This is a genomic window from Galbibacter sp. PAP.153 (genome assembly GCF_037029175.1).
GTDB lineage: Bacteria > Bacteroidota > Bacteroidia > Flavobacteriales > Flavobacteriaceae > Galbibacter > Galbibacter pacificus.
Genome location: NZ_JAZEUN010000004.1, coordinates 70,213 through 90,081, shown reverse-complemented (window position 1 = coordinate 90,081; position 19,869 = coordinate 70,213). Strand labels below are relative to the sequence as shown.

Genomic DNA, 19,869 nt, shown 5'->3' with positions numbered 1-19,869 from the left:
TTTACACATGACATATTTAATCGGTAATACCCCCAATGGTAATGGTCGGAGCTCCGGGTATCGGGGTGACGGTTATTTCCAATGGGTCGCCTGAACCATCTATCACATCCCCTGCATAAGTTATATAGTCCCTTGAACCGTCATCGGTCTTGACCACATATTCAACTTCAACATAAAAGGTATAACTTCCCGCATCCGTAATTGAAATATCATAATTGTCAGTGGTTGTACCAAGGTCGATAGGATTGGCAGTACCGCCTTCTAAAACTGCGAACCAACTATAGGTGACCTCAAAGTCATTTCCCAGGGGATTTTCATAACCGTTGGTGCTGGCAGAATAATCAGCCGTAAGATTGGTAACCGATAAATTTATGGGCACATCGGGAATATCATTTGCACAATATCCCAATGGGTTCCCGTTTAAATTTACGGTAGTTTCCACCTCAAGAGGCGGCAACACAAAAAGGATTATATCCTGATATTCTTCAGATTGACAGGTTACGGTCCCCCCTTCATTATCCAATAATCCATAGATACGGTATTTATGATATCCCGGAGCAAGGCCAGAGAGGGTAAGGTTTGCGGTAGTCTGACCTGTTACCGTATTTTCAGTTCCATCTGCAGTGACCAGATACCACTGATAGGAATCAAATACATTTCCCTCTCCATCATCCACACTGGCCGTTAGTGTAATGGAAGGACCACTGGTGGCTGGATTATAAAATAGAACTGCCTCATCCATTACAGTAACCGTTGCCGCCCCGCTATCAATAGTCCCTACATCCAGGTCCGTTGGGGTTGAAATTGGAACTTGAGGGGCTGGTACAGTCTGGGAATAATTTTGATAGGAGCTCAATAACAGTGTTACCAAAAAGGTTGTAAAAAAAAATTTGCTGAACGTTTTCATTAGTAGTGATTTTTAGGTTAAATTTCAATTGTTTTTAGTTCTCGTTTATATGGATAACAATATCCGGATTTCCGGGCTTAGAATACTTTACTATCTGAATGGCAGCCCTGGCTGATGCAAAATCGGTACCAGGTTCTATAGCTTCGAGGTAATAATTTCCACTGGACAGGTCTGCAACATTAAAGGAAATCACCTGGGAGTTACCGCTTAATATCGGGGCCCCTCCGATAAGGGAGTCATATAATAGATAAGTATAACCCGGTTGAAAGTTAGCTATCTCAATCAGGCCCGTTTCTCCTTCACAGATGGATATAGCAGTATTAACAGGTATCGGGGGCACGATAAAAAAAGCATAAAAGAGGTTAGCAGCTACTCCCACTCCCAAAGCAGTATTTATCCGTAAGCGGATTCCGTCGCTTGCAGTATTGGGCCCCGGTATGGGAATCGATACTTCCGTTGCATTGGACCCGGCATTAGAGGTTATCAGTGTAGCCAATCTAGATGATGAATATGCCGTACCTACCGTTGTATTCATCCCTCCATTGGTCCGCTGAACAATTAATGCATTGACCAGTCCCAAAAGTGTATTTCCAGCTCCAAATTTTATAATAATCGGTGAGGAAGGAGAAGGCCGAAGCGCACCCGTAAACTGAAGGTTCTGCTGGGCATATACAAGACCCACCCCGCCAATACTCACATTTAGGGTAGAAAAATTGGTGTAGATGGTATCAACTGCTCCTTGTGGATTGTCTATATTTGCCAATAACGGTAAAGAAACACCGTTTTGTTGTACCGTGGCATACACCCTTTGCCCATAGGCACCGGCTGGAAGGGCATTTATGAATACCCCTATTGAAAGGATAAGGAAATGGTTAAGTTTCAAATCTCAGGAGCTTTAAAAGTCTATTTATGGAGCAGTGTAAAACTTGACATACGCCTTAGCAACAATCCCTTCCGAAGTGTTATCGTTATTTTAAAAAGGGTCCTTAAAAACGGTAGATTTGTCCTCATAACATCTATAGTTTGGTTTAACTTAAAAAAAGAGGTAAGGGGGAGTTAAGCGTAAATTCATTTTTAGACCGGGGGAAGAAACATAAAAATGCATCTTAAAAAGATACATAGAGGTCTTGATATTTATAAAAATATAAAAAAAATTGTAGAAAACCAATCCCATACGCTTCCATACGCGCTATCTCAGAATGTGTCGGTAATTGACATAGTAGTCGTCTCTACAATGATTAAACAATCATAGACGAAAGTCAAAATGGACCATACCAATACGTTACGGCTTTTTTGATGAAAGAGGCTGTCTAAAAACACTTAATTTTAGACAGCCTCTTTTGTACTAAATTGGTTTAACAGATACAGATTCTTTGGTAATTTTCCATCCTGAAACTGACTTTTCCCAAATCAAGGTGAAAAACATCTTTTCCAGTCTTCCATTGAATTCCATTTCCCTGTTCACAATAACCATAGCGGTACTTTCATCGGCATTTGCATATAAAAAATCACTTTTCTCTCCCGAAGAGCAGCTATTTACTCGTATGGATTTTATTGTTTTTAAAGGAACTCGTGAATAGCGGCGAATTAGATTTATAGACGGGACAAAAGCAGGGGTGCGCCGCTATTTTACATAATAACGTTATGGCTTTCAGCTTTGAGGGGGTAGTGGGAGAAGCGGCTGAACTATAACTGCCCGTTATGTAAACATAGCTTGGGATGGTTTCGAGCGTTGGAGCCCGGCACTTGTTTTTTCCAAGTGCCGGAAGCGTTGGAAAAAACCACATAGGCGACTGGACGGGGAAGGGCAAAAAAGACCGGGCGAGCCGTGAAGGATGAATGGCGGAGATTTTTTGCCCTGTGGGCTTAATCTGCAATTCATTCCTTATGGATTACATACTCAATCTTAATAAATCTGAAAAAAAAATTTTTGTTAGTTGTTCAAAATTTTCACTATCAATTTTATCCATATGTAAAATCATTGCTCTTTTAACCCTGTTTTAAACTCCTCCAAAATTTGAACAACATATTCCAAGTCCCATTCTTTCTTACTAACCCACTGTTTTGCTATTGCAGAGTTTTTAGGGTTTGTGATATTATCGTTTAGAGTTTTTATAATTCTATTGCTAATTACCTCTGAAATATTTAAAAACCGGCTTGCTTTTCTGCCCAATACTCTTGCTGCAATTTTAAGTTGGTCTAAATCACCTTCTTCCGGAAAGGTGTCGTTGTGATGTTCTACTATTTCATCAAAATTCAAATCGAAATAATGTTCAATAATTCTTAAAATATCATACAAATCAGTATCACGTTCTTCGGGCCTGTCGCTCCAGGCAATTAGTTTTAAAATGACCATTCCCGGTAAGGACGGAATTTGTACTGACTTTTCTTCTATCTGAACTGTCTCCGGATTTTGCAATACTTCACTAAAGCCCAAAACGTGTAAATCGGTATAACGCTCATTGAAATTGACTGTAAAATTTTCTTCGATTTCTCCAAAAGGTAGTAAATCTATGGTCACATTAAACTCATTGTTATAAAGAGTCCAAGGGGCTTCTACTTTATTAAAACCGTAGTTGTTTAATTCTTCTACAATTAATTCAAATTCTTGTATGGAAGCTATCATTATGGCAAAATCTATATCTTTTGTGCCTCTACTTGGTTTGATCCCGTCTTTCAATAGCTCCAGTGCTATTGCACTTGCTCCAATTAAATAATAAGGCACATTTAGTTTTATCATTACTTCATCAATACAGTCAAAAACTTCTTTGAAGTAAGGAATTGCAAGCTGCTTATAGGTTTGGCTGGATGTACTCATCAAAAATCATTTTGGCTGTCTCTTTGCTTCTTTTATCGTTGTTAATCATTAAGTCTGCGTAAATCAATTCCTTGGGTGCTATGTTATTGAAATCCGTTGCCCAGAACTTTTCATATACCCAAATAGTACCTTCGTCATCCGGCAATAATCTGTAATTTATCATTAAATCCCTTGTTGCTTCATTAGTGTACAAGGTGAATTTTTCCGGACGTAGATGATTGGTCATAATATCTCCTGCAGGTTCTCCACCCCAAACCGTTTTTTCTGTATTTAACTGTAATGTTTTCCAGTCTTGATTTTCATTTTGAAACTTGAAACGTTGCTTGAATATTGTGGGTTTTAATGTCTGCTCAAATTCTGTTATCCATTTGTTTAACAACTCTTCATAATTGTTAATGACGTATTCATTTTTATTTAGTTTTAAAATAAAATTATTTTCTAACAAACCATGTATGATAAGGGGAATATTACCTAAAGCTACATTGGCAATGCCTGCAATTTCTCGTTGTGTCTCATTTAATAGTTGTGGATTTAGTAAAAAATGGAATACTACTTTTAATCCTGTTTTTGTAAAAGCTCGATTTACTTTTTCTTTTTGGTTTTTGGTGGTTTTATTAGTATCTATATATAGAAAAAAATCAGCTTCATTGATGTATACATTGCCATTCCCTTCAAGATAATTTACTTGGTTTTCCCGAAGTTCTCTCTTTACTTTTGGATATAGCTTTTCGACAACTAAAAGAAAATTTTCAAACCTGTTATTGTATTCAATAATGTTAAATAGCTGATGGTTTTTAACATCTTTCTTGACCTCAACAAACATTAAAATATTATGCTTGTTTATCGTTAAGTCCAATATTCCATCAATACCCATATCGTTATTGTAATCCATATTTTTCCATTTCCAAGTTATAGGAATGTCCTTTTCTAAATTATGAATTGCTTTATTTAAAATATCTACTTCATTCATTTTGTCAACTCTTTTTGTTCATCATATTTCATAGTTCATTATTCGTGAACGAATATAAAAAGTGAACAAATATATGAAAAGCATTTGGAAAACAAGTAGGGTAGCAAGAAAATATAGAGGGATAAGGCCGTTATAACGACAGCTTTAGGAAATGAAGTGGCTGAACTGAACTAACTACTCGTTAAAACATAGCTTGTAGAACGCATAGCTGTCGTCGTTTTAATGATTAAACATTACAGACGAAAAGTCAAAATCAACTATACCAATACGTTACGGCTTTTTTGATGAAAGTGTCAGTTGAACTGACACTTTGAAAATGAACTGACGGATAACTGACATTTTCAATGAAATCACATCAAATTAAATGAACGCCCAAAAACTTAAAAACCACGCAACTCCATAGGAATTACGTGGTTTTGTAAAGAATTTGAATTCTTAAAAGTGACCTCGCCAGGATTCAAACCTGGAACCTTCTGAGCCGTAATCAGATGCGCTATTCAGTTGCGCCACGAGGCCGTTTGTTTTGCATTTTACTATTAGCAAATGCGGGTGCAAATATAATATTTTATTATTAATAATAAACCAAAGTTTCTCAAAAATTACTCTGTACCTTTTTTTTGCCCGTGCAAAACATTGAAAAACAATAATCGTATTAATTTTTCTCTTATTTCATTTAATAAATGTCCTCTTTAAATCACCCAAAGTTATAGATAATATTTAGTGCTTATGTGCTGTGGAATCAACAGTTGCTTTATACCACGGAATTAATTTCGACTCGTAAAAGTTGATGTTCTTTTGTTTTAAGTATTGGTACTGCATTGACAGTCTTTTTTTATACGAATCCCAATACCGAAGCGAATCTTGCGACCAACCTATTTCTGCGTAGCCCAATAATCTTGGGTAGGCCATATATTCAACATCTTCTATTTTGCTCAATGTTTCGGTCCACAAAGGTGCCTCGATCCCAACAATCTCCGGCTTGCCAATGCCATCAACCAAGGTTGCCGGGTCCCAATTGTATGCTGTTTTTACATTTATAATCCCCGCCCAGCTTAATCCTAGCGGCGTTATGGAATCGTATTTCATATCTACATATGCCTTGGAAGCAGGCGACATTAATACTTTTGCGCCTTGTTGCACAGCTGCCAATGCATTTTCTTTATTGGCCCAAAACTGTACTACAGAAGTGTTCTTTAATTTAGCGTGACGTATCTCGTCCCAACCAATGGGGGTTTTACCGTATTTATAAACTATATCTTGCACACGGTTTACAAATGGTATGTAATCTTCCAGTTCGGTAGAATGCGATTCATCACCACCAATATGGATATAAGGCCCTGGCGTAAGGGCAACCAGTTCCTTAATTACATCGTCTATAAACTTATAGGTAATTTCCTTATCGGTACAAAAAGAGCTAAAACCAACTTCTGTACCCGTATAAAGTTCGGTAGCCTTGCCATTGCAGTTAAGTTCGGGGTATGATGCCAAGGCGGCATTTGTATGGCCTGGCATGTCTATTTCGGGAATTATGGTAATATATTTTTCGGCAGCATACTTTACAATGTCCTGATATTCTTCCTGGGTATAAAAACCTCCTTTTTCCCCGCCAACTTCAGTGCTTCCGCCAATTTCGGTAAGTTTTGGCCACGATTTTATTTCTATTCGCCAACCTTGGTCATCGGTTAAATGCAAATGCAACACGTTAAATTTATATGCGGCCATTAAATCTATATACCGTTTTACATCATTTACCGAAAAAAAATGTCTGGCCACGTCGAGCATGGCTCCCCTGTATGCATATTGCGGGAAATCTTCTATTTCAACGGCCGGTACCAACCAGCCTTCTGTTTGTTTGGCGGGAAGCAACTGTAAAATTGTTTGTGACCCCCTAAAAATACCTTCGGGATTTTTGGCTTCAAGCTGAATCTGGTGATCGGTTACCTTTAGTGTGTATCCTTCTTCAGTATCGATCTGTTGAGACAGTTTAAAAACAATCCCGTTATCAATACCTTCTGCTAAAGATGCGGTTTTCAATTCTAGGTTGCCTAGACCTTTAAAGTCATTGATAAATTGCTGGGCTACTTTGTCCAGCTCTTTATTTCCATCAGTATATAAAATCGTGTTTTTTGATATTTCAAAAGTTCCATCCATTTCATGCACCTGTGCCGGAACTGGAATTAAACTTCGATCGGATAAATGCGTGTGCGGCTTATCCTTTTTTTCACAAGAGGTCAAAAATATAACTGCAATGAACATTAATAAAAAGCACGGCTTTGTTGACAAGGGTTTTAGTGGTTTCATATATGTATATCTAGAAAACTATAGCGTTGGTTAAATAATATAATTAGCTTAATTCCTTGCCCACTTTAATGAGCAAATCCCGGGTAAGTTCGATTCCTTTTTCTTCTGAAACGCCTTCGCCTTCGTATTCAATGCCCACAAAGCCGGTATAACCCACCTCTTTCACCATTTTCATCATCTTTAAATAATCGGTATGGGTCTCATTTCCATCAGCATCAAAATCATGTGATTTAGCACTTACGGCTTTGGCATATGGTATCATTTCCTTTACACCTTTATACCTATTGTATTCTTTTTTACAGCTCCAATTTTCGCCATATTCCACACAAAAATTTCCAAAATCCGGCAATGTCCCGCAATTCTTCATTTCAACCTGTTTCATTACATTGGCCAACCAAGCCCCGTTTGATGAGAACCCTCCGTGATTTTCTACCAGTATATTGATATTTTCCTGAGCTGCAAATTCCGACAGTTTTGTCAATGAATCGATTCCTGCCTTAGAAGCTTCTTCCATTTCCTTTCCACCGCCCAGATTGACACGAATGGCATGGCATCCTAAAAATTTGGCAGCCTCTACCCATTTGTAATGGTTTTCTATGGCCTCCATCCTTTTTTTGGCATCGACATCGGCCAATTGGCCTTCTCCATCAATCATGATAAGAACATTTTTCATACCTGCAGAAGTTGCCCTGTCGTTCATTTGGGAAAGATATGCAGTATCTTTGGCCTTGTCTGCAAAAAACTGATTTACATATTCCAAGCCTTCACAACCTAGGGCTTGGGCTTTGGCTGCAAAATCCAAATTATCCATTTTCCCAGATTTTAATGCGCGGTGAAAAGACCATTGGGCAAGTGAAATTTTAAAAAACAATGGTACGTCTTCTACCATTTCGGCTATTGGGGCTTCTTTTTTCTTTGACTGCTCCTTACAGGCCATGGCCCCCAAAAAGGTAAGCGCCAAGCCTGTTTTGGCTGTATTGTTTACAAACTTTCTTCGTTTCATTTTAGATTCGGTTGGTAGTTAATTATGTCGTCTATATTTTAATTATTGATAAAAATGAAGCTATAAATCTATCACTTTTATAAATATGTTACAAATAGATTGTCGTTTTCTTACAAAGACTTGCTTTTATATAATAAAAAAAGACCGTCTATTGATAATTAAACGATCTTTTAAAGATAATGTAAACTAAAAAACGCTAACTCAAAATTTAAATTATTCTTTTAATGCCTTAAAAGCTATGGCCGTTCCTCCGCCCGGGGCCAGATGTATGTTTATGGTATCTTTTGATGTTACTTTTCTTTTTGTAATTCCTACCGGATAAGGGTTATCTTTATAATTAGCGCCTTCTCCATCAGTATAAATAGTGGCTTCGTATGTATTGCCCTTATCTAAAAAATTACAGGAAATATCCATATTACGGGCCTCTTTATTGGTTATGGAACCCAGATACCAGTCTCCACTTTTACGGTCTTTTCTGACCATGGTTACATATTTACCAATTTGGGCATTCAACACTTTGGTATCGGACCAGGAAACCGGTACGTTTTTAATAAACTCAAAAGCCGGTCGGTCCCTGTAATTTTCGGGAAGGTCTGATGCCATTTGCAACGGGCTAAAAACCACTACATACAAAGCCAACTGTTTGGCTACGGTTGTATTAACCATTGCTCCGTTTGGGGTTTCATAATCAAAATTGAAGTTCCCCGGGGTAAAATCAAAAGGTCCGGAAAGCATCCGTGTGAACGGGACAACAGTTGTATGTTCGGGGGTATTCCCGCCATCGGGCGACCAGGCATTGTATTCTTGTCCGCGCCCACCTTCCTGCGTCATTAAATTAGGATATGTTCTTTGCAGGCCGGTGCCCTTTACAGGTTCATGATTATCGATCATTATGTGATATTTTGCCGCTGTTTCAACTACTTTTCTATAATGCCGTACGCCATATTGACTATCATGCCATTCTTTTTTATCCAAATATTTATTTACATATCCGGTCTTTACGGTATTGACCCCATTTTTATGGTATAGCTTAAAGGCATCTTCCATTTCATCTTCATAGTGCCTGGCTGCCCCTGCCGTTTCATGATGTCCAATTAAGCGCACATTTTTTTGTACGGCATATTTGCCTATTTCCTCAAGGTCAAAATCTGGGTATGGTTTCACAAAGCTAAAAGCATTTCCGTCGGCTGTCCAGTCGCCATCCCAACCTTGGTTCCAACCTTCAACCAAGACGCCATCAAAGCCGTTCTCGGCAGCAAAGTCAATATAGTTTTTGGTATTTTCTGTTGTGGCCCCGTGCTTTTCTCCTTGCCCCCAAGTAAATTTTTCCAAGTGCATTCCCCACCATATTCCAATGTATTTGGAAGGCCTGATCCACGATAAATCGTCTATTTTTGAAGGTTCGTTTAAATTAAGCATTAAAGTCGATGTTACCAGATCGCCTGGTTTTTTGCCTATAACAAGTGTTCTCCAAGGACTTACAAATGGCGTGCTGGCATATACTTTTACACCATTCGACCAAGGGACCAGTTCGCTTTTAAAATGGCTCCCCCCGGTATTTTTTAGGGTCATGGATGCAAAGTCGGTTAAATTTGCTTCATGTATGGCCACAAATAGACTATCGTTGGTTTCTATGGTAGCCGGGGTATTAATGGTGTCTGTTTCACTCATCGGGGTTTTTCGGTAGAAACTTTCATAGTAACTATTCTCACCATGTACGGGGATCCACCATATTTTTTGGTCTTCGGGAAAATTAAATTCCGTGAACTCATCTAAAATTTGTACTTCTTTTAATTCCGGTTGTTCCGGAAATTCATAACGAAAACCAATTCCGTCATTGAATGCCCTAAAAACAATGTTCAACAAACGGTGTTTTTTATCGGTCTCTTTTAAATGTACAATCAATTCGTTATGATGATCCCTAATAAATTCAAACTCGCCCCATGGTTGGCTCCAAGTAGTATCGACGCTATTTTTTTCAACTCCAAGTAATTCAAAGCCGCTGTTTAAACTATCTTGACCTACAAAAGCGACTCCGAGTTCTGAAGGCGTGATCACTTTTTTTCCATTACTGTTGATTTGATAAAGTGGCTCTCCTTTGGTTGACAGTTTAAATAGTAATTGATGATTTCCGTTGGGCGAGGAAACCAATATTTCGTTTACTGGTTTTGTACAGGAAAGGCATAAGCCTATTAATGTGAGGAACAGTATATTCCTTTGAAACATTCGCATATTCATTGTATATGTTTTCAGGGTTTGTTTTTTATGCTATTTATTATTGTTTTTGCCTCTTGCGGCTGAAGCGCTGCGAAATGGTAGAAAGCTTGGTCCAGTTGCAATTGAATGGAGCTGTTGTCTTTATGAAGTTTTCTTAGCTGATATAATTGATATATTACGTCAAAAACGTCCTTGTTTTGTGAAACTTCTGCAAAATCTTGAAGTGCTTCAACGTACTTAAAACCTAGTTCGTCTGTTGGTTCTATGGCAGTTCCTTCTCCAAAATCGTTCCATGTAATAAGTTGCAACCAATCTAACGAAGAGTTTTTAAAGAGGGTCAAGGTTTCTTTGAAGGTTTGCCCGTTTAAAGGGGATATTTCCCAATCGATACCGGCATTTACTCCGGCCTCGGCATAAAAATCTTCAAATCCGGGATAGGCACTTCCTATGGAAAAATCCAGTTCCTTAATCCGTGTTTGGTAAAAGTCTTCTAAATAGGATTGCCCTTTATAAACCCATGCATATTCTCCCACGACAACTTCTCCGGCCTCGTTTATTTGGTTCCAAAGTGTTAAAAAAGAGGGTTCGGTTTGACTTTCATCAAAAACAGAAATCCATTGATCGGGTGATTTTAAAGTAATGGGGCCAAAGACCATTAACAACGGCTTTTGGTCCAGTTGGATATAATTTGAATTGCCAAAATGATTATTTTTTAGATAAACCATATCTTTTTTGGCGGCCTCTACAGGTGTTGAGGCCAATTGGGCTTCTACAATATTATTGAGAAAGCGGTCTTCGTAAACAAAAGCATATTCCAGTCCAACTTTATCGAGCATGGCTATAAGTTGCCCTGCATTTTCATGGATGATGGCATAGTCGTTTAAATTGTACGTTCCATACCAATCAATTAAAATTCCATCTACGCCTGCATATTTCATCAAAAGCAAATGGTATTCTATTACATCTTTATCTCCCGAATGATAAGGCCCGATAAGCGGATAATAATGAGAAGCTATTTCTCTTTTTCCATTTTTTCCTACAATATCAGGATTGCTATGGTTCATGGTCCAATGGTAGCCCCATTGCCCATTGCCACTACTTTCCTTGGTTTCAAACCAGCTCATGTAATGCATTAAAAGCTTGGCCGAATTGGATTTATCTACAGGTTTAGCGGCTAATTCTTCTACTTTAAACTCTTTTTCTGGAGAAACCGTTTCTTCTCCTGAATCCCCATCACAAGAACAGCAAAAAAAGAGGTAAAACAGCCCTAAAAACAGTTTTGTGTATGTGTACATTATTCTTCATTTCAATTAATAATCTAGTATCCAAAACCAGTATAACAAAGGGGCTTGCCGTGTTCAAAAAAGCTAACTATTGGGTTTATAAATATGTAATCTAAGCCCCTTTGCTTCTACTGTATTTTAATATTCCGGATTTTGTTTTAGGTTTTTGTTTTTATCCAGCTCTGATTGCGGTATGGGGAAAATCCCACGATATTTTGGAGTGCTTTCCTTCTCCCACCACGGTTCGAAAAAAGTTCCAAAACGTATGTTGTCTGTCCTTCTGCGGCCCTCAAAGGCAAATTCCCTCAACAATTCGTCGTTTATATAATCAAGATCTATTACATCCGGGGTTTCAGTACCTGCCCTTTGTGCTATTTGGTCTAAAAACGGCCGTGCCAATTCTGGTGATCCCATGCGTACATAACATTCTGCCTGCATCATCAAAACCTCGGCATAGCGCATAACCACCCAATCGTGGTCTCTTTCCCATTTTTCACCTTCCTTTACCTCGTATTTACTCAAGCGTACTCCTTCATTTTGTTTCGCATTGGTAAAATCTTCAATCGCTTCGGTATAGATAAGGGGCTCGCCGCTATCCATAATCAATACCGAGCCGGTGGCCAAGTTTATTTGTTCGCCTTCAAGCATGCTGGCCTTACGTTTATCGGTATCCAAAAACTTAGAATACGCGCCAGGTTGTGCACAAATCCCGTTTCCACACCAAGGATAATCCCCGGTTACAGAAACCGTAAACTGGTGCAAATAATGATAGGTCATGGACGATAGGTAATTTCCAACAGTCCCCGCATCAGAATCGTATGGAATGGCAAAAATAAGCTCGTTGGAACCTTGATTTTCCGTAGCAAAATTGGCAAAGAAATCTGGGTTGATGGAATATCCGGAAACTTGTTGGCACATGGCAATACAATCTTGCCAACGTGCAATTCCCACAAAAGCTTCAGAATTAAGGTACAACCGGGCAAGCAAGGTATAGGCTACATTCTTTGTGAATTTTGAATATACAATTTCAGAACGCAGGTAAGGGAGGGCATTTAACAATTCGCTTTCCACAAAATCGTACACTTCTTTACGTGTGGAATTGGCAGGAAGTTCCTGGTCCTTAAAGTCTGTAATAATGGGAACATTCCCAAACATGTCCAAAAGCCTGTAATAATAATATGCCCTTATGGCCTTTAACTCGGCATAAATAGGTTTTTTATCGTCCTCACTTAACCCCGATTGATCTATTTGGTAAATAATGGAGTTTACTTTAGATATGCCTGTGTAGCAGTACCGCCAAGCCGATAAAATCATTCCGTTTTCGGCATCCCATGTATGGCGCTGTGTTTGCTGGTAGCGGCCCCCATCGTACCAATCTTGGCCCCTTGTCGGGATGGTGGCCTCATCAGAGGCTACTTCATTTAAAAAGAAAACATATTCGCAGGTTGGAAAGGAATTTGAAATTTCATCGCTAAATCCTCGCAACGAAGAATACGCACCCCCAACCAAAGCTTCCACTTCTTTGGGAGTCGTTCCGAAATCGTCGTCTTGGACCTTATCGTATAGTTCTTCTTCCATATTTGTACAGGAAGCAGTTACCAATAAAGTTGTAACGAGTATGGTTATAATATTTTTTTTCATTTTAATAGGTTTAATAATCTAACTGTTCCTTTAATTTTTTAATGTGATATTAAGTCCGAACGAAACGGTAGTTGGTCTTGGGTAATTGTTGAAGCGGTCCAGCCCCGGATCTGCAAGCCCGGTCATGTCTACCTCGGGATCCACGCCATTATACCCAGTAAAAACAGCAAGGTTTTCGCCCATTAGGTATAAGCGTAATTTTGAAAATACTTTGTCCATAGGAACTGTATAACCGAACGTAACGTTTTGTAACCTAAAAAATGAAGCATCTTCAACCCAATAACTTGAATATGTTGGATCGGAGGTAATTCCGCTATCTAAAAAATCATCAGGCACATTATATGCTGGCAATCGGTTTGGATCGTACAGCATCATATTGGTGGCATTTAGCACATCTTGGCCGAACATTCCATAACCCGAGAAGCTGAAATCAAAATTATCATAGGTAAAATTCATACCGATACCCACATTTAAGGAAGGTTGAATATCGCCGATATCTGTTTTTTCTTCGCTTAAGATAAATGCCCCGTTTTCATCAAGTCCGCTACTTTCGTAACCCCAAAAAGTTCCTACGGGATATCCTTCTTTGATAATCTGGGAAAACTGATTGGACATTCCTGATAAACCGTGTAACGAACCGCTGTAAATTACGTCGGTCTCATAAACCTGATTGGATAGCTTTTCTATTTTTTGTTCATTGCTGGACAAATTAAGATTGGCATCCCATTTAAATTTATCGTTGTTTATAATGTTGGCGTTCAGGGTGAGTTCTATACCCTTATTAGACAATTCGCCCACATTGGCAAGCATGGTGCCCACCAAATAAGGAGGTTGGGGAACCTGGTATGTATAAAGCAAATCTTTGGTTGTCTTGCTGTACCATTCCAGGGAACCTGTAATCCTGCCAAACAAGCCAAAATCCAATCCCACGTTAAATTGCTCGGTAGACTCCCATTTAAGGTCCGGATTTGGGTTTTGTGTTGGAGAATATGCCAGCTTCCAGCTATCCGTAGCGGGATCGTAATAACTATCCTGCCCCACGCCCAATATGGACAACGATTTATATTCTCCTATTCCATCCTGGTTTCCTGTTACTCCATATCCGCCACGGAGTTTCAATTGATTCAACCAATTATTGGTTCCGTCCATAAATTCTTCGTTGGCAATGTTCCATGCCATAGATGCCGACGGAAAGAATCCCCATTTATTATTATCGCCAAACCGGCTAGAACCATCTTCCCTAACGGTGGCCGTAACCATATACCTACTGTCGTAAGAATAATTTGCCCTTGCATAGAAAGAAACCAAATTAGACTTTCCTTTGTAGGAATATACATCTCCTAAACGATAATCCTGTCCGGCACCTAAATTATTGTACTCAAACAGATCGGTTTCAAAGCCACTTCTTTGAGCCCCAAACCCCTCATATGTATTTTCAAGGTAAGAATATCCGCCCATGGCATTAAGCATATGCTTTCCAAATTCTTTGGTATAGCTCAAGTAAGCTTCCAATTGCATATTGGTATATTCGTCGTATACTTTCTGGGCATAACCGCCTTCGGTACGCCCTTCTAAAACAGCTGTAGATGGTTTATAGGTATTTCCGGTATGGGCATTGTTTTCCAACGAAAGATTTACCACCCCTTTTAATGCTGGCGTAAAATTGAATTCCGTTTTAAAATAGCCCAACAACCTGTTTCTTTTATCATCGGTGGTTCTATGTGTCAGGATCTCTACTGGGTTTTCATAAAGGGTCCCTCCCACTTCGGTAAAGTTCCCATTTTCATCATATACAGGAATTGTAGGATTCAAATTAAAAGCACGTTCAAAAATGCGGTAATCCAATGGATGCCATTTATCGATGGTAGCAAAAAGTCCCACATCGAAACGGATTTTCTTATCCAAGGCAAATTGGTGCACATTAATATTTCCGCTTAACCGTTGCAGGCCCGTGGTCTTGACAATCCCTTCATTATCAAAATAAGTAATGGAACTTCTCATTCCGCTATTTTCGCCGCCGGCAGACATACTCAAGGTATGCGATCTGCGGTATGCAGCCCGTTCCAGCTCCTTCTGCCAATCGGTATCTGCCCCGTAATCGATAGCACCAACGGTTTCATTTCCCCTTACATAAGACCGCCATTGATTGGCCGACAACATATCCAGATGATTGGAAGCAAAACTAATTCCTGAAATTCCCGAATAGGACACGGAAAACCCTGCTGCCTTGCTTTTTGTGGTGATGATGATAACCCCATTGGCCCCACGGGAACCGTAAATAGCTGTGGCCGAAGCATCTTTCAACACATCTACTGAAGCTATATCATTTGGTTGCACCTGATTGATGTCCACGCCGGGAATCCCATCGATTACAATTAAAGGATTATTGCTGGCCGTTAAAGAAGTACCGCCCCGCAAGCGCATAGTGGCCCCGCTACTTGGATCGCCCGTACCTTGAACAACCGTTAACCCGGCTACTTTACCCTGTAAAGCTTGTTCTGTTGAAGATAATGTTCCTTTTACAAGCTCTTCGGAATTTACTGTTGATATGGCCCCGGTTAAATCCGATTTACGCATGGTCCCATAACCTACGGCCACCAATTCTACGGCATCAAGGCTCACCATATCGGCTTCCAAGGTTACGTTCAGGGGCGAAGCTGTTGTATTGTTAATTACAATTGGCTTTGTAACAAACCCAACAAACGATATTTCCAAAGTGCTTCCGTTAGTTGTTTCTATGGAGTAATTTCCATCAAAATCGGCAGTAGTTCCATTGGAAGTCCCCTTTTCCATTACCGTGGCTCCTGCTAGTGGTTGCCCATCGCTATCGAAAATGGTTCCCGATATTGTTTTTTTATCCTGGGCCCTGGCCGAAACAATAGAAATCAGCAATAACCCAATTAGTACCAAAGCCTTAAAAGATGCAAGTTTTGGCAACTTATAATTTGTATTTTTTGTATTCATTTTTTATTTTTTTGGTTGTAAATGTGCTATATACCAGCACTATTTTTTAAGCGGCATGGTTGTATCTGTAATTACCCTATCATTGTTATCGCTCACCAACACGTGAATTTGACTCAACCCGGGCATTCCATGCAATTCTGTAACCAAGTCCACAAAACCCTTAATTTCGCTGGTTCCTCCGGTAAATTCCCCTTCAATTATTTTAGAACCGGCCGTTATGGTATATTTTAAAGTTGTAACACCCCGTTCGTTGTTTGTCCTAATCATTCCCAGGAAATCTTTTTGACTTATCTGAAGGGGGAAAAACTTAAATTCCGGCGGTGGCGGCGGGATGTATTCGGCAGCGTTAAGTACCTGATCCGGAATGGTCGCCGCCCAATCTTTGGCAACCATTAAAAAATTCAAGTTGGTCATTACATAGCCGTCTTCCGTTCCGTAGTATTCTGATGGAATAAGGTCCATTTTATAGATTCCGCCCCCTAAGTCTTTTAATTGGGTCTTTGCACTAATTTCCGGGAGCCATGCCTGATATTCCTGCAATACTTCCCAATCGTTAAGTCCGCTATGAAAATGCACACTCTCTACCCCATCGAAGCCTTCGGCTAAATTGGCATTAAAAAGAATGCTCAAGCCTTCGTCCAAACTCGGCTTGGTTGGATAGGAACGTATTAGCTCATTGGCAGTTTCAAAATCATTGAAAGGCATATAGCTAACCTGAGCAACGCCCGATTGCTTGCTTCCGTCCTTATTTTTCAGGCGGAGCCAAAACCCTGCACTTGCGGCAATATCTTCAGCAGAAACAGAAAAATACGTTGTTGGCGTCAAGGTAAAGCTCCATATAAAGTTTCCTTCATAAGAAAGTTTTGCAAAATCTGATGAATTTTCCCAGTTCCCGGCATCGGGTTCAGAAGGTGACCAAATCCATATATACAAATCTTCATCCTCGGTAAAGGTCGTTCCGGCCATATCAAAATACCAAGTAACTTCTTCGTCATAATTATAAATTACGGGGTAAGACCAAATTTTGGAAACGTCCCCGGCTTCCTCTTGCGACCTGCTCGTTATGGGTGCTAAAAAACATAGCAAAAAGAGTGCGTATAGTAGTTTTTTCATAATATCGTTAGTTAGTTGCCGTTAGATTAAAAATATAAGAGAGGTAAGCAGTACCTTCGGAGCTTCTTACCAATTGCACCTGCATATCACTTGTAGATCCCGGAATGGAGGTTAGCCGCAATTCTTCAGTAAGTTTTGATTTTGAAGCATCGCTGTAAAGTTTAATGCGCACCGCATTGGCAGTAGTGGGCTGAAAAGGTGAGCTTAATTCCCAATAACCCGAGGGCTCAAACAATGGTGGCACATTTCCTTCTACTTTATAAGAAGTGGGGTTCATTGTTTGATCTACATTCAGCAATAATTTAAAATCCTGATAATTAAAAAAGCTTTCCAAATTCTGCTCGTCTGGCTTGATCTCGTTTGCCTTTGCAAATTCATCTACCATTTTCAAGCTTTTTAGGCTCCAACTACCGCCTACTTTTTCATAAAGTGTAATGGGTGTTGTGTAGCTCCCGTCGTCGGTTTTGTTGCATCCCCAGAAACATACCAGAGATAACCCCAATAACAGGATTTTTAGGCGTAGACTTTTCATACGTTTAGTTGTTTGATTAATTTATGTTAGTTGCAATTCCATTTTGGAATCAATCAAAACTATGGGCAAATTGAAGGGAAAGAAAACGATATAGTTAAAATCAAGATAATATCGAGCCAACAAATAACTTAATTTATTGATTTTTAATTGATTAATATTTTTTATACCGCTAAAAAATCTAGATAATATTTAAAAATTTATAGGTGTTTTAAACAATACACATTGCTAAAACAGTATTTTTTTAGAGGTATTTTTTTCAAAAACACATATATTGCATCCAATATTTATCGATATAATAAATAATAGGACCATTTGAGGCAATAACTCATTTTAATTAAAAAACTTACTGTTTTTTGATTAATTTAAGCTTTATATTTTATTATTCTTAAATTGATTTTTATCCTATATAACCCAACTACAGCATGCGCTATACTGCAACTATTTTTTTTATCCTTATTTATACTTTATCCTTTTCACAGGACCCACAGAATACCCTGAATCGGCTTGATCGTGAAATTGCCCGAAAAGAAATTTATATTCAAAAAAAATACGATGCCATACAGGCGCTTAAAAAAGATGTTCAAAAATATGTGGTAAATGGCAATAGCGTTCAACTATACCACACTTATTTATCGCTCTTTAAAGAATACAAATCTTTTAAATACGACTCTGCATATTATTACCTCGAAAAAGCAAAAACAAAGGCCATTGCCCTTAAAACCCCCGAACTTCAAAACGAAATAAAGGTACAGGAAGGTTTTGTGCTGTTATCTTCCGGACTTTTCAAAGAGGCTATAGATACACTAAACAGTATTGACGTAAAAACCTTGAATAAAGAGAACAAATTCCAGTATTACTCGGTAAAAGCAAGAACTTATTACGATCTGGCCGATTATAATAACGATAGCAGGTTTAATATCCATTACATACAACAGGGCAACGAATGCTTGTCCAAAGCTCTGGAGCTGGTGGATGAAAACGATAACGATTATTGGGCTGCCGAAAGTTTGAGGCGCATGAAACAACAGGATTTTAAAGGAGCCGAATTTGCCTTTCAATATTGGATCAATAACTACGACCTTTCTCCCGAATTTTATGGGATTGCCACTTCGAGCCTTGGCTATATTTTCTCGGAGCGCGGGTTTAAGGAGAAAGCCATTGAATACTTGGCCCTGGCTGCCATCTCTGATATTCAAAGTGCTACCAAGGAAACCGTGGCTTTAAGGAATCTTGCCAATGAACTATACAAAGCCGGAAATGTTAAAAAGGCAAATACCTATATCCATTTGGCAATGGACGATGCCACTTTTTACAATGCCAGGCACCGAAAAATTCAAATATCCAGTATTCTTCCTATTATCGAGGAAGCCCAGATGTACAACATCTCGAAGCAAAACCGCTTCCTTGAAATCATGGTTACCTTACTGGCCGTTTTGGCAATCATTGTCATTGTTTTTTTAATTATAATTTTTAAACAGCTTAAGTCCAAAAGCAAATCCAGAAAAGAATTAACGGCCTCCTACAAACAATTGCAGGAATTAAACGTGCATTTACGCGAAGCCGATACTATAAAGCAAGAATATATTACCTATTTCATTCAGGCAACATCCGATTTTATTAATAAACTGGATACCTTACAAAAAACTACCCGCCAAAAAATTATTTCGAAGAAGTTTGATGATGTCCTCCCGGCACTAAACAGGTACAGTGTAAAAAAGGAGCGCGAAAACCTGTTTCGTCAATTCGATGAAATCTTTTTGAAATTATTCCCAACTTTTATTGAAGAATTTAACAGCCTATTTCCCATTGAGCATCAATACAATATGAAAACCAACGAGCTTTTAAGCCCCGAATTAAGGATTTTTGCATTATACCGCTTGGGAATACAGGACAATAACCAAATTGCCAATTTTTTGGAACTTTCCATTACAACCATCTATACCTATAAAACCAGAATAAAAAGTAAATCCCTACACAAGGATAATTTTGATAAACGGATTATGGAGATTAAAACATATTGATGGTTGGGGGGTAATTATAAATATATCCATTCAATTTTAAATATATGGCCAAGATATAAGTTTCAAAAACTCAATCCTTACTATACAAATTACTCAGTT

The 19,869-nt window shown here is 38.8% G+C and carries 13 protein-coding genes and 1 tRNA gene; 1 reads left to right on the top strand and 13 read right to left on the bottom strand.

Translation table 11 applies throughout. The features are described 5' to 3' along the window. Positions 1–16: 16 nt before the first annotated feature. From UXI14_RS03135 to UXI14_RS03075, 13 genes are all read right to left on the bottom strand, one after another. Positions 17–907, bottom strand: coding sequence for a hypothetical protein (locus tag UXI14_RS03135; RefSeq protein ID WP_335964790.1), 891 nt, complete (start codon positions 905–907; stop codon positions 17–19). 34 nt (positions 908–941) lie between these two features. Then, on the bottom strand, positions 942–1,790 hold the full coding sequence (locus UXI14_RS03130) for a hypothetical protein (RefSeq protein ID WP_335964789.1): 849 nt from the start codon (positions 1,788–1,790) through the stop codon (positions 942–944). Positions 1,791–2,885: 1,095 nt separating this feature from the next. Continuing rightward, positions 2,886–3,725 carry a nucleotidyl transferase AbiEii/AbiGii toxin family protein gene (locus UXI14_RS03125; protein WP_335964788.1) on the bottom strand — a complete coding sequence of 280 codons (840 nt, stop codon included), beginning with the start codon at positions 3,723–3,725 and terminating at the stop codon, positions 2,886–2,888. Beyond that, entirely contained in the window at positions 3,700–4,695 is a 996-nt protein-coding gene (locus tag UXI14_RS03120; protein WP_335964787.1) for a type IV toxin-antitoxin system AbiEi family antitoxin, read from the bottom strand. The genes UXI14_RS03125 and UXI14_RS03120 overlap by 26 nt, the downstream gene beginning before the upstream one ends. Positions 4,696–5,137: 442 nt before the next feature. Continuing rightward, positions 5,138–5,211: transfer RNA gene (locus tag UXI14_RS03115), tRNA-Arg, on the bottom strand. A 201-nt stretch (positions 5,212–5,412) separates the two neighbouring features. After that, on the bottom strand, positions 5,413–6,996 hold the full coding sequence (locus tag UXI14_RS03110) for a beta-N-acetylhexosaminidase (protein ID WP_335964786.1): 1,584 nt from the start codon (positions 6,994–6,996) through the stop codon (positions 5,413–5,415). A 43-nt stretch (positions 6,997–7,039) separates the two neighbouring features. Continuing rightward, the gene (locus tag UXI14_RS03105) at positions 7,040–7,999 is read right to left on the bottom strand and encodes a sugar phosphate isomerase/epimerase family protein (protein ID WP_335964785.1); all 960 of its coding nucleotides are present in this window, start codon (positions 7,997–7,999) and stop codon (positions 7,040–7,042) included. A 213-nt stretch (positions 8,000–8,212) separates the two neighbouring features. After that, the gene (locus tag UXI14_RS03100; RefSeq protein WP_335964784.1) at positions 8,213–10,225 is read right to left on the bottom strand and encodes a glycoside hydrolase family 97 protein; all 2,013 of its coding nucleotides are present in this window, start codon (positions 10,223–10,225) and stop codon (positions 8,213–8,215) included. Between the two features lie 23 nt (positions 10,226–10,248). Beyond that, positions 10,249–11,511: a glycoside hydrolase family 71/99-like protein gene (locus tag UXI14_RS03095; protein WP_335964783.1), complete on the bottom strand. Its 1,263-nt coding sequence runs from the start codon at positions 11,509–11,511 to the stop codon at positions 10,249–10,251. A gap of 126 nt (positions 11,512–11,637) precedes the next feature. Beyond that, positions 11,638–13,140 carry a RagB/SusD family nutrient uptake outer membrane protein gene (locus UXI14_RS03090; protein ID WP_335964782.1) on the bottom strand — a complete coding sequence of 501 codons (1,503 nt, stop codon included), beginning with the start codon at positions 13,138–13,140 and terminating at the stop codon, positions 11,638–11,640. 30 nt (positions 13,141–13,170) lie between these two features. After that, positions 13,171–16,104, bottom strand: a complete 2,934-nt coding sequence (locus UXI14_RS03085) for a TonB-dependent receptor (protein ID WP_335964781.1) — start codon at positions 16,102–16,104, stop codon at positions 13,171–13,173. A 39-nt stretch (positions 16,105–16,143) separates the two neighbouring features. Then, positions 16,144–17,217, bottom strand: coding sequence for a hypothetical protein (locus tag UXI14_RS03080; protein ID WP_335964779.1), 1,074 nt, complete (start codon positions 17,215–17,217; stop codon positions 16,144–16,146). 7 nt (positions 17,218–17,224) lie between these two features. Further along, positions 17,225–17,749, bottom strand: a complete 525-nt coding sequence (locus UXI14_RS03075) for a DUF5004 domain-containing protein (protein WP_335964777.1) — start codon at positions 17,747–17,749, stop codon at positions 17,225–17,227. Between the two features lie 422 nt (positions 17,750–18,171). Between UXI14_RS03075 and UXI14_RS03070 the strand changes: the two genes are divergently transcribed. Next, complete coding sequence (locus tag UXI14_RS03070; protein ID WP_335964775.1) at positions 18,172–19,770, top strand: DUF6377 domain-containing protein; 1,599 nt, start codon at positions 18,172–18,174, stop codon at positions 19,768–19,770. Positions 19,771–19,869: the final 99 nt, after the last annotated feature.